The sequence below is a fragment of the Rhodococcus sp. RS1C4 genome (genome assembly GCF_002258225.1).
Lineage (GTDB): Bacteria > Actinomycetota > Actinomycetes > Mycobacteriales > Mycobacteriaceae > Rhodococcoides > Rhodococcoides fascians_E.
In genome coordinates this window covers 176499-190995 of record NZ_NOXZ01000017.1, presented here as the reverse complement: position 1 = coordinate 190995, position 14497 = coordinate 176499, and the positions used below count along the sequence as shown (strand labels likewise).

Annotated in this window: 14 protein-coding genes and 1 riboswitch; of the genes, 8 read left to right on the top strand and 6 right to left on the bottom strand. The window is 65.1% G+C overall.

Annotation, left to right across the window (positions count from 1 at the left end; all coding sequences use genetic code 11):
* Positions 1 to 27: 27 nt before the first annotated feature.
* Together CH289_RS07570 and CH289_RS07565 are read right to left on the bottom strand one after the other, a co-directional pair.
* Complete coding sequence (locus CH289_RS07570; protein ID WP_019666991.1) at positions 28 to 474, bottom strand: PPOX class F420-dependent oxidoreductase; 447 nt, start codon at positions 472 to 474, stop codon at positions 28 to 30.
* Between the two features lie 39 nt (positions 475 to 513).
* Complete coding sequence (locus tag CH289_RS07565; protein ID WP_256977070.1) at positions 514 to 2448, bottom strand: DEAD/DEAH box helicase; 1935 nt, start codon at positions 2446 to 2448, stop codon at positions 514 to 516.
* An 87-nt stretch (positions 2449 to 2535) separates the two neighbouring features.
* Between CH289_RS07565 and CH289_RS07560 the strand changes: the two genes are divergently transcribed.
* The 5 genes from CH289_RS07560 to CH289_RS07540 all read left to right on the top strand — a co-directional run bounded on the left by CH289_RS07560 (position 2536) and on the right by CH289_RS07540 (position 8003).
* Positions 2536 to 3294: a type 1 glutamine amidotransferase gene (locus CH289_RS07560; protein ID WP_094727646.1), complete on the top strand. Its 759-nt coding sequence runs from the start codon at positions 2536 to 2538 to the stop codon at positions 3292 to 3294.
* Positions 3281 to 4441: an alpha-hydroxy-acid oxidizing protein gene (locus CH289_RS07555; protein WP_094727645.1), complete on the top strand. Its 1161-nt coding sequence runs from the start codon at positions 3281 to 3283 to the stop codon at positions 4439 to 4441. The genes CH289_RS07560 and CH289_RS07555 overlap by 14 nt, the downstream gene beginning before the upstream one ends.
* Complete coding sequence (locus tag CH289_RS07550; protein WP_094727644.1) at positions 4438 to 5721, top strand: alpha-amylase family glycosyl hydrolase; 1284 nt, start codon at positions 4438 to 4440, stop codon at positions 5719 to 5721. The genes CH289_RS07555 and CH289_RS07550 overlap by 4 nt, the downstream gene beginning before the upstream one ends.
* Before the next feature lie 96 nt (positions 5722 to 5817).
* A riboswitch (TPP riboswitch) is annotated at positions 5818 to 5913 on the top strand.
* A 63-nt stretch (positions 5914 to 5976) separates the two neighbouring features.
* Positions 5977 to 6732, top strand: coding sequence for a 3-oxoacyl-ACP reductase (locus tag CH289_RS07545; protein WP_026348116.1), 756 nt, complete (start codon positions 5977 to 5979; stop codon positions 6730 to 6732).
* Positions 6732 to 8003, top strand: coding sequence for an LLM class flavin-dependent oxidoreductase (locus CH289_RS07540; protein WP_033189039.1), 1272 nt, complete (start codon positions 6732 to 6734; stop codon positions 8001 to 8003). The genes CH289_RS07545 and CH289_RS07540 overlap by 1 nt, the downstream gene beginning before the upstream one ends.
* Here the strand turns inward: CH289_RS07540 and CH289_RS07535 are convergent.
* Positions 7991 to 8599: a TetR/AcrR family transcriptional regulator gene (locus CH289_RS07535; RefSeq protein ID WP_033189038.1), complete on the bottom strand. Its 609-nt coding sequence runs from the start codon at positions 8597 to 8599 to the stop codon at positions 7991 to 7993. The genes CH289_RS07540 and CH289_RS07535 overlap by 13 nt on opposite strands.
* Before the next feature lie 112 nt (positions 8600 to 8711).
* Here CH289_RS07535 and CH289_RS07530 point away from each other — a divergent pair, with 112 nt between their 5' ends.
* A complete protein-coding gene (locus tag CH289_RS07530) occupies positions 8712 to 9644 on the top strand; it encodes a quinone oxidoreductase family protein (RefSeq protein WP_020112468.1) in 933 nt (310 codons plus the stop codon).
* A gap of 23 nt (positions 9645 to 9667) precedes the next feature.
* Here the strand turns inward: CH289_RS07530 and CH289_RS07525 are convergent, their stop codons facing one another.
* Positions 9668 to 10564, bottom strand: a complete 897-nt coding sequence (locus CH289_RS07525) for an alpha/beta fold hydrolase (protein WP_033189037.1) — start codon at positions 10562 to 10564, stop codon at positions 9668 to 9670.
* 70 nt (positions 10565 to 10634) lie between these two features.
* Here CH289_RS07525 and CH289_RS07520 point away from each other — a divergent pair, with 70 nt between their 5' ends.
* Complete coding sequence (locus tag CH289_RS07520) at positions 10635 to 11117, top strand: hypothetical protein (protein ID WP_020112466.1); 483 nt, start codon at positions 10635 to 10637, stop codon at positions 11115 to 11117.
* 81 nt (positions 11118 to 11198) lie between these two features.
* Here the strand turns inward: CH289_RS07520 and CH289_RS07515 are convergent, their stop codons facing one another.
* Complete coding sequence (locus CH289_RS07515; protein ID WP_020112465.1) at positions 11199 to 11750, bottom strand: alpha-isopropylmalate synthase regulatory domain-containing protein; 552 nt, start codon at positions 11748 to 11750, stop codon at positions 11199 to 11201.
* A gap of 296 nt (positions 11751 to 12046) precedes the next feature.
* Here CH289_RS07515 and CH289_RS07510 point away from each other — a divergent pair, with 296 nt between their 5' ends.
* Positions 12047 to 13237 carry an ATP-binding protein gene (locus CH289_RS07510; RefSeq protein ID WP_019666979.1) on the top strand — a complete coding sequence of 397 codons (1191 nt, stop codon included), beginning with the start codon at positions 12047 to 12049 and terminating at the stop codon, positions 13235 to 13237.
* Between the two features lie 10 nt (positions 13238 to 13247).
* Here CH289_RS07510 and CH289_RS07505 read toward each other — a convergent pair whose 3' ends face one another.
* A complete protein-coding gene (locus CH289_RS07505; protein ID WP_094727643.1) occupies positions 13248 to 14366 on the bottom strand; it encodes an alkane 1-monooxygenase in 1119 nt (372 codons plus the stop codon).
* Positions 14367 to 14497 lie beyond the last annotated feature (131 nt).

The window sequence follows — 14497 nt, the reverse complement described above, 5'->3', positions numbered from 1 at the left end:
GCCGGTTCCCGACGGGCAGCTGGTTCGTCAGCCGATTCGCTGGCCGTAGACGTGCTCGACGGCAAGCTTCAGCAGCACGCGGCGGTCGGACACCATGACGGACCGGTACTCGTCCCAATCGGGGTGCTCTCCGGCGGCGGCTCGGTAGTAGTCGACCAGTGCGTCGACTTCTGGGCTCGACGCGTCCGCTCCCGGCCCGACCAGCGTCCCGGTCCCGTCCACCGTGGCCCACGACCTGCCGTCGGCGCTGGTGACCTCGATGGACACCCGAGCATCGCGCCGGATGTTCTTGGTCTTCGCGCGACCGTCGGTCATCGACACGTAGACGATTCCGGCGTCGCGGTCGTAGTACGGCGTCACCGGCGACAGCTGCGGCCTACCGTCGGACTTGATGGTCGCCAGGACGCCGAGACGTGCCTCGGCCAACAGATCGTGCGGATCGAAGCGGTGCGGATCGGAACTGTCTGGACTCATGACTCCCCCTCGCGTAGTGGCTCGGTCGACTACCCCACGTTATTCGCCCGACGCCGATCCCGCCTCCGCCCGCGCCGCCAGGAATGCTTCCGGGTCGATGAGGTCGGCCTGACCGACGATGGAGCCCAGGTCCGCGATGCGCTCGATCCCGGTGAGCACCATTTCCTCCTCGACGGTGCCCTCGGCGTATCCGTAATAGCACGTCGACGTCGTGTGCTCGTGGTCCTTGTCGATGCGGTTGGCTCGGCCTTCGATCTGACGAATCTCGATCGGTGTCCATCGTGGATCGTGAATCAAGGTCACACGCGGCGCCGACGTCGACACCGTCCGCTCCGGAAGCAACAGCTCGTTCGAGTGCAGGTTGATCGCACTCGTCGTGGTCGAGATGATCACCCGGGCAGCGCCGGTCTGGAAGCGTCGGATCTCGTGCTCCTGGTCCTGACTGCTCATGCTGCCGTCGACGACGGCGACCTCCTGGCCTTCGTCGCGGAGCGCCTCCGCGAGGCCGGCGACCGACTCGCGGTAGAACATGGAGACGAACACCTGGTTGCCGTCGCGAATCCACGCGCGAACCTGATCGGCCGTCGACGGGATCCGCAGGTAGGAGCATTTCTGACGGAACCGCAGTGCCGCAGCTCTCGTGCTCGGGTTCTTCTGCAGCACACGCTTGCCGCCGACGGACTTCCACAGTGGTAGGCCGAGCTCCTTGCGGTAATCCACCCACGCCGAGTTGTACAGGCGTTTCTGCGCGGCAGTGAGTTCCTGGCCGAGCGGCTCACGCGGCGTCGGGGGCGAGGGCCGCGAGATCGACCACGGCACAGCACCTCCGGAGAGCCACCGGTGAATGGTGTCGATGTCGCGCGTACGCTGCGCGGCGTCCTCCGGTTCCCACCTCCACGTCTTCAGCCCGGTGGTCGCCTTGCCCTCCTTCAGTGCGAAGCCCTGCTCGATCAGGAATTCTGCCCACTTGGTGGTCACGCCGTACCCGAGGACCTCCTCGTCGCCGACGATGGGACCGGCCGCCCGGCTCTGCTCGATCGCGCGAGCCATGTACGCGAAGTGCATCGGCTGATACCCCGGTGTCGCCGACATCCACACGACCGCACGCGCGGCCTCCTGATACCGCCACAGAATCTGCGACTGCTGCGACTCGATGTTCATCAACGCATGCGACTCGTCGGCGATGACGACGTCGATGTCGAAACGCAACTCGCCCAATGAGATCGTGCGTTTGTTCTGAGTCTTCTTGCGCTTGCCCAGGTCCGTGTCCTCGGGAACCGTCAACAACTTCTTGGTGGACTGATACGTCACCAGCAGCCAACGCTTGCGATCCGCGGGATCGAGATCCGCCTCGGTATCGGCGATGGTCCGTCGCCAGCCCGGAAGCGCGCCCTTGGGTGCGACGACCAGAACCGTGCCGATGTCCGGAGTGGAGCCTGCATGCCGGACGGCCTCGCAGACGGCGAGAGTCTTACCGAGACCCGTCGAGTCCATCTGCGCGAAGTACGGGAACCCAGCGTTCATCGCGCCCAGCTGCCGGCGCACCGACTCGAGTTGCGTCTCGCGAGGCGTCAACGACCGTTCGTGGACGACCTCCGGTCTCCACTCTTCGTTCGCGTCGTCCTCCACCCACCGCTGGAGGCTGTACGGCATGGACTCGAACGAGGCCAACCCGTCGGGCAGATCGGTTCCGTAGTACGCGAACACGCGTGGGCCCGGATACCAGCGGGCGCCCGACGCCGATGCCAATGCGCGATCCTCGAACGGGACGTCGAGTACCCAGACGCGCTCGCCTGGATCGGGAAGCGGGAGATCCGGCGACGCCGTCTTACGGACCGGCTTCCTGCGTGTGGTGGTGCGTTTCTTCGCGGTGGTGGTTCCCGACGACGCCTTGAACTTACGTGCGGCAGCGCTCTTGCCCGCGCCGACCGTGCGGGCAGTGGTTGAAGCGGGTTTGCGTCGACGTGGTGGCACGGAGAACAACCGTAGAGCACACGACCGACACGGCAGTATCGGTACAGAGGACGTCCCGTTCGGCACCGTGTCCTAACCTCGTCCCTCATGACGTTCGATTCTCGACAGGATTCCGCGACCGACAAGCGCGCAGTCGTTCTGGTCCACGATCGTGACCCGGCTCTGGGCCGACGCAACATCGGTACGCTCGCGCCCGAGTTGGAGAGTCGCGGATACCGACTCGACGTGCATTCCTTCGACTACGGGCACGCCGATACCCCGCCGTCGCTGGACGACGCCGGGATGGTGGTCGTCATGGGATCGCCGGACGCCGCGTACGGAGAGTCGTCGTGGATCGGCCCGGAGATCGACTATCTCGAGCGTGCCATCGAGAAGGACGTACCGATTCTGGGTGTCTGTTTCGGTGGGCAGTTGCTGGCGCGAATCCTGGGCGGAACCGTCACGCGGTCGCAGTTCCCCGAACACGGCCTGACCGAGACCCGCTCGACGCGCCCGGATCTGATCGGGCCCGGACCGTGGATGGAGTATCACGACGACACCTTCGTCGCGCCGGACACCGCGACGGTGATCGCGAGCAACAGTGCCGGCCAGCAGGCTTTCGTGCACGGCAGGCACCTGGGACTGCAGTTCCACCCCGAGATCGACGTCGACGTCTTCGACTCCTGGGCCGACGCGTGGGTGCGCGACGGTATCGAGCAGGACCAGGACATGGTCGATGCCATCAGGAAAGACCTGGTGGATAACGAAGCCGACCTGCGTGCACGCTGCGCTGCGCTGCTCGACGGGTGGATTTCGTGCCGTCCACTTCCCGCCGCCCACTACGGTGGGGAGCATGAACTTCAGTGACCATCAGATCGGCATCTATGCCCAGGGCATGTTCACCGATCAGAAGCCGAAGATCACCACCAACCTCGCGAAACTCGAGGATCAGGCCGCGGCGAGGCTGACGCCCGAGGCGCTGGGGTACATCGTCGCCAGCGCCGGTAGTGGTTCGACGGCCCGGGCCAATCGAGAAGCGTTCGACCGGTGGCGCATTGCACCGCGTATGTTGCGTAGTGCGGCCGAGCGGGATCACTCGGTCACGGTGCTCGGTACGGAGCTACCCGCGCCTGTGTTGATCGCTCCGGTGGGAATTCAGACCCTCGCCCATCCGGACGGTGAGCTCGCCACCGCACGAGCCGCAGCGGCGCTCGGCATTCCGTACATCCACTCGACGCAGGCGTCGCACTCGTTCGAGCAAGTGGCGGAAGCCGGTGGCGACGCACCGCGGTGGTACCAGTTGTACTGGCCCACCGATGCATCGGTGCTTCTGAGCTTTCTGGATCGGGCCAAGACCACCGGCTTCACGACGCTCGTGCTCACCCTGGACACGACCCTGCTGGGATGGCGTCCGGCGGACCTCGACCGCGGTTATCTCCCCTTTCTCGCCAACCTCGGCATCGAGAACTATCTCACCGATCCGGCGTTCAAGGCCGGTCTCGAGCAGCCCGTGGAGACCAATCCCATTGCTGCGGCGATGCACTGGGCCAAGATGTTCCCCAATCCGGGGCTGAACTGGGGTCAGCTGAAGTTCCTGCGGGATCACTGGGACGGTCCGATCGTCCTCAAGGGGATCTGCACCGTCGGAGATGCGAGGTCGGCCGTCGAGCACGGAGTCGACGGCATCGTGGTGTCCAATCACGGTGGGCGCCAGATCGACGGCGCACGAGCATCGTTGGACGCGCTGCCTGCGATCGTCGACGCCGTCGGTGACCAGGTGACGGTCTTGTTCGACTCCGGTGTGCGCACGGGTGCGGACATGGCCAAGGCGCTTGCGCTCGGAGCGGACGCGGTACTGCTCGGCCGGCCGTTCCTGTACGGCCTTGCGCTCGGCGGGCAGGAGGGCGTGGAGCACGTACTACGCTGCATCCTCGCCGAATTCGATCTGGTCACCAGCTTGTCCGGGCACACCGGTGCCGGCGAACTCGGCCGCGAATCCGTGGTGCGCGCATGAGTCCGTCCTGGGTCGAGCACGCAATCTGGTGGCATGTCTATCCTCTCGGATTCGCCGGTGCGCCGGTGCGAGAGTGGGACGGAACCTCCTTGGCCGAGGAGCATCGGTTGCTCAAGGTGGTCGAATGGCTCGACTACGCACTGGAACTCGGGGCGTCCGGTGTCGCACTCGGTCCCATCTTCGCCTCGGAAGGCCACGGGTACGAGACCGTCGACCACCTGCGCGTCGATGAGCGGCTCGGTACCGACGAGGACTTCGACACTCTGATCGACCGAGCGCACGGCCGTGGAATCAGGGTCATGCTCGACGGTGTCTTCAATCATGTGGGGCAGAGCTTTCCACGGTTCCAGAGCGCTCTTGCCGGGGACTCCGACGCGGCATCCTGGTTTCATCTCGACGCCTCCGGGCGTCACCGCAACTTCGAAGGTCACGACGAACTCGTCGCGCTCGACCACAGCAGCGCGGCAGTGCAGGACTACGTCGTCGACGTCATGCAACACTGGCTCGGCCGCGGCGCCGACGGATGGCGTCTGGATGCGGCATATGCTGTGCCGCCGGAGTTCTGGGCGACCGTACTACCGCGGGTCCGCGAACGGTTCCCCGACGCGTATTTCCTCGGCGAGGTCATCCACGGTGACTACGCACAGATCGTGCAGCGGAGCTCGCTGGACTCGGTGACCCAGTACGAGCTGTGGAAGGCGACGTGGAGTGCAATCGCGGAGCAGAACTTCTTCGAGCTCTCGCACGCCCTCGGTCGCCACAACGAGTGGCTCGACACCTTCGTGCCCGCCACGTTCGTGGGCAACCACGATGTCAATCGCATCGCCAGCACCATCTCCGACGAACGGCATCTCCCCCACGCGCTCGTCACGCTGTTCACCACTGGTGGAACACCGATGATCTATTACGGCGACGAGCAGGGATTCCGCGGCGTCAAGGAGGAGCGCGTCGGCGGCGACGACGACGTCCGGCCCGAGTTCCCCATGACCCGTGAGCAACTCGATTCGGCGGGATGGTCGACGTTCCACCTGCACCAGGAACTGATCGGACTACGTCGACGCGCTCCGTGGCTGCACACTGCGAAAACCGAGACCGTCGAGCTGGCCAACACCGCGATGCTCTATCGGGTCCACAGTGGCGACAACGCACTGCACGTCGCGCTCAATCTCGGCGACGACACCGTCGACTACCGCATCTCCGGTGAAGTCCTGGCAGGTGTTGCCTCCGTGGACCGGGGACGGACGACGGTGCCGGCACACGGATGGGCGGTCATCGGCTAGCCCGACCGTAGGGCGATCTATCACTCTCTACAAATTTCGATAGATCGCCGTAGACGGAGTGATAGACGGTAGCGCCCCGCGAAGGGACTACAGTGTGCAGTCGACACGGGGTGCCGCACCGACGCGGCTGAGAACACACCCGTCGAACCTGATCTGGTCAACACCAGCGTAGGGATGTCAGCGCGGATCGAAAGTTTTATCTGGGTGTCCGTGCATCCTCACGTTCGTGGTGTCCGCCGAGCGAGAGGCACACGCATGAACTTCGATCGTCAGACCGTCGTCGTCACCGGAGCCGGACGGGGCCTGGGAACCGCAGTGGCCCGCGCGTTCGCTGCGCAGGGAGCACGCGTCGTCGTCAACTATCGACGTAGCCGCGAGGCTGCGGAGGCACTGGCGTCGGAGATCGGTGGTGTGGCCGTCGCTGCCGACGTCACCGATCCCGCCCAGGTCGACGCCCTGTTCACCGCAGCCGAGCAGCATTTCGGCACGTCGGTGACCACCGTCGTCAACAATGCTCTCGCCGATTTCTCGTTCGACGGTGACGCGCGCAGCAAGGCGGACACCATCTCCTGGGACCAGTTCGACGCCCAGTTCCAAGGCGCAGTGCGCGGCGCACTCAACACGACTCAGCGCGCGGTGCCGGGTATGCGGGCCGCCGGATCGGGCCGGATCGTCAACGTCGGCACCAACCTGTTTCAGAACCCGGTGGTGCCGTATCACGACTACACGGCATCGAAGGCCGCGCTTCTGTCCCTGACCAGGACGCTTGCGGCCGACCTCGGCGGCGACGGCATCACCGTCAACATGGTGTCCGGCGGCCTGTTGCGCACCACCGACGCGAGCGCCGCGACGCCGGAGGAGGTCTTCGATTTCATCGCCGCCTCCACTCCACTGAAGCGTGTGGTGACGCCCGAGGAGTTCGCCGATGCGTTGCTGTTCTTCGCATCGCCGTGGTCCCGTTCGGTGACCGGCCAGAATCTCGTCGTGGACGGTGGATTGGTCAAGGACTGATGATGCATCTGAACGCCTTCCTGTACAACTGCGGTCACCACAGCGCCGCCTGGCGACATCCGCGTTCGCGCGTCGAGGATCTGGGCGACATCGGGTACTACGAGAAGCTCGCACAAACGGCGGAGCGCGGCAAGCTCGATGCGGTGTTCTTCGCCGACGGCCACTCGGTGCGTGACCCGGCAGGAGCGGGAACATGGTTTCTGGAACCGATCACCGCGATGACGGCGATGGCGCGGGCGACGACGCACATCGGTCTGGTGACCACGGTGTCCACCACGTTCTACACGCCGTTCCACGCCGCGCGCCTGCTCGCCTCCCTCGACCACATCAGCGGCGGACGTGCCGGATGGAACGTCGTCACCTCGATGTTCGACGCCGAGGCACGCAATCACGGCTTCGACGAGATCCCGCCTCGCGGTGAGCGATACGCGCGTGCCGAGGAGTTCGTCGACGTCGCCCTCGCTCTGTGGGACACGTGGGACGCCGACGCGCTCGTGCTCGACCGTGACGGCGTGTACGCCGATCCGGACAAGGTGAACCGGATCGACCACTCGGGCAAACATTTCCGGGTCGACGGTCCACTGACGGTCCCTCGTTCGCCGCAAGGCCGGCCGGTGCTGTTCCAGGCGGGCGCGTCGGGGCAGGGCCGGGATCTGGCCGCCCGCTACGCCGAGGCGATCTATGCAGTTGCCTACGATATCGACTCCGGCGCAGCGTATTACGCAGATGTGAAGGCGCGGGTCCGCAGCGCTGGACGGGAACCGGCGTCCGTCGGCATCATGCCCGGCCTCGTGACCTACGTCGGATCGACCACAGCCGAGGCGAGAGCGAAGAAGGACGAGCTCGACGCCTTGTTGCCGGTGGAGCAGTCGTTGAAACAACTGAGCACGTTCGTCGAACAAGACTGCAGTGCGTGGGAACTCGATGCTCCTGTCCCTTCACTGCCTCCCATCGAGGAATTCACCGGGCCCCACGGACGGTACGAGACCATCCTTCGGATCATCGCGAAGGACTCCCCGACCGTCGGTGAGCTGCTCGGCACGCTCGCCGCAGGCGGCGGCCACGCGACGATGATCGGCACTCCCGAGTCCATCGCCGACGAGATCGAGGCCTGGATCGACGGCGGTGCAGCGGACGGCTTCAACCTGATGCCCCCGCTGTATCCGGACGGTTTGGACGACTTCGTCGACCATGTGGTACCTGTCCTGCAGTCGCGGGGGCTCTTCCGTAGGGACTACACCTCCGACACGCTGCGTGGTCACCTCGCCTGATCGGGGCGTGTGTTCACGAGTGGACCGAAGACTGCGCGATCGACGAAGTCGACGAGCGCATCGAGTCCGTGCGACGGTTCGCCCGTCCATCGGCGTGCGAACGACTCGGCGGCGCCGGCTACGAGCTGCGCCGTCACCGCGGGTGACGCCGGCAGCTCGACGCCGTCGCTCTCGAATCCGCGCAGTCTGTCGACCCACGGCTCGAACTGCAGGATGGTGAATTCTTCGACACGGGAGGAGAGTTCGTCGTTGACGAGGGCTGCGTCGCGGAGCGCGTCGATGACTGTTCGATTCTCGCCGAAGATCCGCCAGAACACCTCGAGGTGGGGACGCATGGTTCGCGCGGTTCGTGCGACCGGATCCTGCGCGGCGACTATCGCGTCGGCTTCCTCGCCGAGCCGTTCGGCGAGGGCGAGCAGTAGTGCGTCCTTGCTGTCGAAATGGTTGTAGAACGACCCCGTCGACCGGCCGGCCTCGCGCGTGATGTCGGTGATCTTGGCCGCGAGGTATCCCGTCCGCGCGAACACGACGCGCGCGGCGTGCTCGAGTTCCGTGCGGGTTCGGGCGGCTTGAAGCTCGCGTGAAGTGGTCGGCACATGCGCCCTTTCGGTTGACAGCTACATGTGTAGCGTACAGACTGAATCTAGATTCAGTGAATACCGATTCAGTCACCCGCGTGAGGGTGCGGACGATGGGTGGAGGCACGTCGTGAAAGCAGCAGTTCTGACCGAGTACGGGATTCCGAGGTTCGCCGATCACGAGGACCCGACGGGTGCGGAGGGCATCGAGGTGCTTCGGGTGGAAGCGGCCACGATCAATGCCGTCGATATTGCCATCGCCTCGGGCGGGCACTACCTGAGCCCGCGAACCCTGCCCGTGATCGCAGGCATCGAAGGCGGTGGTGTCACCGCCGACGGACGTCGGGTGTACTTCTCCCTGCCGCGGGCTCCGTTCGGTTCGATGGCCGAGTTCGCGCCCGTACCCGTGGGCAACCTGATCGACATTCCGGACGGCCTGGACTTCGGAACCGCCGCGACCTTGGGAAACGCAGGCCTGGCGGGAAGTATGCCGCTCGTCGAGGGGGCGCACCTGAAGGCAGGCGAGAGCGTCGTCATCCTGGGCGGCACCGGCGTGGTCGGGCGCATCGCCGTGCAGGCTGCGTCCTTGCTCGGCGCCGGGTCCATCACGGTCGTCGGACGCGACCGGCAGGCATTGGAGGCGACGCTGGAACTCGGCGCCACCGGTGTGGTCGCCGTCGGCTCGACCGAAGGCGACCTGACGGCAGCGATCCGCGACGCGTCCGGAGGCGTCGACGTGATCCTCGATTACACCTGGGGCACTGTGGCACTCGCCGCGCTTCGGGCGGGAAACCGAGGCGTGCGGTCCATTCAGATCGGCGACCGAGCCGGAGCCGACATCACGATCCCGGCACAGCTCATGAGGGCACTGGGAGCGACAGTCGCAGGGTTCATGCCGATTCACCACGGGCCGCAAGCGGTGGTCGACGCCTACCGTCGGATCAGTGACTGGGCAGCCGAAGGCAAGCTTCGGATCGAGTACGAGGAAGTTCCGCTGTCCGACGTCGAGAAGGCATGGAGCCGAGCATCATCGGTGCGGCACAAGCTGGTTCTCGCGCCCTGAGATGTTCTTCGGTCGACGGCCGGCTACTCAGCGGCCAGTCCGGCGATGTATGTCTTGGTGAGTTCCGCGATGTCGCGCGCGTGGGAGATCGGCGACCAGTGGCCTGCTGGAATGTCGTTGCGAGTCAAGTTCTTCACCCACTTGCCTGTGTCCGCGTAGTGGTACGGGCGCACGGCGACGTCCTCGGTGTTCACGATCAGTTGGACGGGGATGTCCACGTAGCGTTCCCGCGGCTTCGTCAGTCGTGGAACGATGTTGGCGCGATAGAGGTTGGTGCCGTTGGTTGCATCGGACCACAGGGTCGAATTCTGTGTCACCAGAGCAGGATCGACGCCCGAGAACTCCTGCAGGAACGCGGGCCACCCTTTGGCGAACTGGCGTTTGATTCGCAGCGTCGACAGTCCGGGGATATGGAACGTGACCGTGTACCAGGAGGCGCGCACCTGGGCGAGGACGTGTCGTATGCCCTCCGCCGTCGGTTTCGCGAGGCGCGAGCGCGACCATTTGCCGAGGTGGTCGAGGTTGGGACCGGAAATGGATGTGTAGGAGGCGATGCGGTCGATGGCGTGTGGCTCGGCCGCTGCTTCCCAGGCCTGGACTGCGCCCCAGTCGTGCGCGAGGACGTGGACTTTCCGGTCCGGGCTGACGGCGTCGATCACTGCATAGAAGTCGGAGGCCAGGTTGCGGAGCCGGTATGCCGACCGCTCCTGAGGAATCGTGCTCTCGCCTGCTCCGCGCACGTCGTAGGACACGACGCGATAGTCCTCTTCGAGGAGCGGGACGATGTGGCTCCACAACTCGTGCGTGTCGGGCCAGCCGTGAACCAGCACGATCGTCTCACCGTCCGGGTTGCCGGTCTCGAACACGGCGAGGTGCATGCCCTCGTTGACGACGATTCTGCGGTCCATAGCGGTGTTCATGCACTCGACTTTAGTATGAATCCGGGTTACATGTACACGAACTGTCGGTCCTGCCTGCGAGAATCGACCGGTGATCGAGAACTCCGACTGGCCGCCGACCGTACGCGCGATCGCCGACGCAACCGATGACGCAATCACCGCGGCACGCGCCCGCTCGAAAGGCGACTTCGACGACGCCGCGCGGAGTCTCGACTCCGAGGACAGAGCCCAGGTCTCCTCGATCCACGCCGAGATGGTGCGTTCGCTACTCGAAGAACTGCATCCCGACGGTCTCACCGGCGAGGACGTCCAGGATGCATTGACGAGCGCGGTCCGGGCGTCGGCCGCGTGGTACGAGGATCTGGACGTTCCCGGCTTCGTCGAGGTGCTGACGGGGGCGCTCGGCGTCGCCGATCACATGCAGGAGGCCGCGGAGCAACGGCCGTTTCCCCGGCCGGAGCACGCGATCCTGATCATCACCGACTTGCTGGTCAGGCGAAAGGTCGCGGCCCAGGGCTACATCCAACGCGCGGTCGGCGAGATTCGGCGGGCCGAGACGATGGAAATGCCGTAACGCTTTCTACATGTTTCTAGTGTCCATGGAAGAAAGCCGTAGAAGGCGATAGTGAGCGTTGCTATCGCCTTCTACGAATATCTAGCGCGCAGCCGATAGAGGTGTAGAACCATCCAGAGACGGACGTGCAGCCCTGCGCCGGTCGAGTAGTAGGTTGGCTGCGCCGATGACGGCCCTGATCGATGATTCGACGCTGCTCGCGTCGATGGCCATCGCCCATTCGCGTCGACCGTCGATGTCGCACTGGACGAAGGTCGCCGTCGAGCCGTGCAGAAGCTCATGCAGGCCCAGCGGTTGCTGGTGGAACGCGGTGATCTCGATGTGGATGCCTGCGTCGTAGAGCATCGACGTCAACGCGTCGATCGGGCCGAAGCTGGTTGCCGTCGTGGAGTGAATGGAGTCGCCGATCCCGAAGGTCGCATCGAAGGTCTTCCGGCCGCCTCGCGCGTCGGATTCCTGCCAGCTGCCCAGGCGGATCGGACCCGAGGCGCCGCTGAACTCGGCACGGAACTCCGACCAGGTCATGGCCTGCGCGGAGGCCGTCAGTTCCGGCGGGAGAATGCCGCCGAAACGCGACGCGAAGGACTCGCTGGCAGACGACGGGGCGGAAGAGGTGCAGGGGAGAGCGTTCATGGAAGTGGTCTTTCCGAATGTGAAGGAAGGACCGAGATAGGTAGCACAACGACCCGCAGCGGGGGTCGGTCCGAATCAGACCCCGCTACGGCGGTGTACTACGAGAAACTTCTGCACGAGTGTCAAAGTACTCTCGCCTGCCCGTGCAGAGCAAGAATTCGGTCGTCTAACGGTGTCTAGCGGCCAGCCGATAGTGCCCGATACGGCGCGATGAAGTTGCTAGGCCTCGATAACACTCTCTAGGACACGGCCTAGATGTACCCATAAAGAGCAATCCCACTTGTTACTTTGACCCCATGGACCCCGTGCGTAACCCCTACGCTCCCGGCGCAGGTCAACGTCCGCCCGAACTCGCCGGGCGAAAGAAGCAACTCGACGCCTTCGACGTCGTACTCGAGCGCATCACCCGTGGCCGTCCGGAGCGAAGCGTCGTACTGACGGGTCTGCGAGGCGTCGGGAAAACGGTATTGCTGAATCACTTGCGTTCGGCGGCCGTCGCGCGAGGATGGGGCACCGGCAAGATCGAAGCGCGGCCGGACCAGGAGCTGCGACGGCCACTGTCGTCGGCACTACACATGGCCGTCCGAGGAATCGCCGCGTCGCACCGGGATCCCGAGCGCGTCGACGAGTTTCTCGGAGTGCTCAAGGCGTTCGCGCTCCGAGCGTCGGCGGACAAGGGCATGCGCGAGCGTTGGCAGCCCGGCATCGACGTTCCGGCGAAGACCGGACGAGCCGACTCGGGTGACATCGAGATCGACTTGGTCGAACTGCTGCTCGACGCGTCGGCGCTGGCCGGGGACGTCGGCGTAGGCATCGCCATCTTCATCGACGAAATGCAGGATCTCGGGCCTGCCGACATCTCGGCGCTGTGCGCGGCCTGCCACGAGCTGAGTCAGGACGCGGCGCCGCTGATCATCGTCGGCGCAGGGCTGCCGCATCTGCCTGCAGTCCTCTCCGCGTCGAAGAGCTATTCGGAGCGGCTGTTCAGCTATCACCGCATCGGCAGGCTGGAACGGACCGCGGCTGATCTTGCGCTGATCGCTCCTGCGGATCGCGAGGACGTCGAGTTCACCACCGAGGCACTCGACGCGCTGTACGACGCCGCGGACGGATACCCGTACTTCGTGCAGGCGTACGGCAAGGCGACGTGGGATCTCGCGGCCGAAACACCGATCACCGCCGAGGACGTTCGTGTCGCGGCGCCGACCGCGGAGGAAGAGCTGGCGGTCGGATTCTTCGGTTCGCGGTACGAGCGGGCAACCCCAGCGGAGCGCGAGTACATGCGCGCGATGGCCGATCTTTCGGGCGACGATGCGTCGGTGCCGACATCCGCGGTGGCCACCGAGCTGGGCCGCAAGCCCGCGTCGTTGTCCCCCGCACGGGACGGGCTCATCAAGAAGGGCCTGATCTACTCCGCCGAGCGGGGAACCATCGCCTTCACGGTCCCCCACTTCGGGCGGTACCTCCGGGCGCAGACAGACGACTAGGGCACTCCACTCACAAGGAATTGATGCGCGACATGTCCCCGTCGTAGTAGTCGATCAGCCTTTGATCCATCACCTTTCGCCACAGCGGAGGCACGAGTGCGCAGAAGATCATCACTGCGTACCCGGCCGGGAGCTGCGGGGAATCGTCCATGCTGCGCAGGGATTGGTACCGCCGCACCGGGTTGGCGTGGTGGTCGCTGTGCCGCTGGAGGTGGTACAGAAACAGGTTGCTCCACAGGTGATCGCTGTTCCAGCTGTGGGTGTGGTTGGTGCGCTCGTACCGCCCGCGCTTCGTCTTCTGCCGCAGCAGCCCGTAGTGCTCCAGGTAGTTCGCGGCCTCGAAGAGAATCACCGCGATCACTGCCTGCAGCACCAGGTACGGCGCCACGATCCAGCCGAAGCCTGCGATCAGAGCCGCGAACAACACGACCGAGATGGCCGCCGCGTTGAACAGGTGATTGTGGGCGGTCCAGCGTGACTTGCCGATGCGATGGAGCCGTCGCTGCTCGAGCTCCCAGGCGGAGACGATGCCGCCGATCATGCTCCGCGGAAGAAACCTCCAGAAGCTTTCGCCGTACTTGGCCGACGCAGGATCCTCCGGCGTCGCGACGCGTACGTGGTGACCGTGGTTGTGCTCGACGTAGAAGTGCCCGTAGAACGACTGCGCCAATGTCACCTTGGACATCCAGCGCTCGACGTTCTCACGTTTGTGGCCGAGCTCGTGGGCGGCGTTGATTCCGACTCCGCCGACGATTCCGATGGTGATCGCCAACCCGATGCGCTCCGGTACTCCGAGAGGTCCGTGCGCCCACAGGTAGCAGGCCAGGACGAGTCCGGCGTACTGCAGCGGAATCAGCAGATACAGGCACCAGCGGTAGTACTTGTCGTTCTCGAGTGCCTCGGCGGCTTCGACGGGCGGGTTACGACGGTCGACGCCGGAGAAGGCGTCGACGAGCGGGATGACGATGCCCATGATCACCAGGCCCAGCAGCCAGAACGCGCCGGGACCGAGCCAACTGACCAGGCCCCAGGCCATGAACGGGCTGAGCGGGATCACCAGGCCGAGAGGCCACAGGTATCTCTTGGGATCGCGCCACGTGAGCGGCACGCTCGGAGTCTGCTGGCTCATGAGGGTCGCATACCCCCTCTCGGAAAATCGACCGCAAGAAATTTACTCTGACTAAAGGTAACAGTTATTTTCGGGCAAAGGTCCTCACCATTGTCGTTCGAACCAGCCACGTGATCGGATGGGCACACAGA